The sequence below is a fragment of the Neisseria sp. P0001.S005 genome, from assembly GCF_051963715.1.
This window is the reverse complement of record NZ_JBQCTZ010000790.1, coordinates 1-360: the sequence shown is the minus strand read 5'-3', so window position 1 is coordinate 360 and position 360 is coordinate 1. Positions and strand designations below refer to the sequence as shown.

Annotated in this window: 1 protein-coding gene and 1 pseudogene; both read right to left on the bottom strand. The window is 53.9% G+C overall.

Annotated elements, in window-relative coordinates; all coding sequences use genetic code 11:
* The coding region (locus tag ACTHSP_RS22890; protein ID WP_440347116.1) for a hypothetical protein at positions 1–242 on the bottom strand (242 nt) is incomplete at its 3' end.
* Positions 229–360: pseudogene (locus tag ACTHSP_RS22885) on the bottom strand (exodeoxyribonuclease III); the annotation flags it as partial. The pseudogene ACTHSP_RS22885 and the gene ACTHSP_RS22890, both read right to left, overlap by 14 nt.

The following is a 360-nucleotide window of genomic DNA, read 5'->3' as shown; positions in this document are numbered from 1 at the left end:
CAGCCCTTCCAAGCAAAGCATTTGGCCGCAATCAGCAGGCAAGGCAGGGAAAACAGCAGCCATACCAACGCCCAAGTCGGATTGGCCTTGGTCGGCGCAACCCAGCCGGACATCCGCGCCAGCATAAACACTGCCCACACCAGCATAGGCAGCACAAATGCCGCCACGACCCACGCCGCGCCTACGCCGGTTTTGCCGTTTATATTCCAATCATATTTACCCAAAACCTTATTCGGCAACATAGTCATACTCCACAACTAAAGGGGCGTGATCCGAGAATTTTTCGTCTTTATAAACATGTGCGGAAACGGCTTTGGCGGCCAACTCCGGCGTAACCATCTGATAATCGATACGCCACCC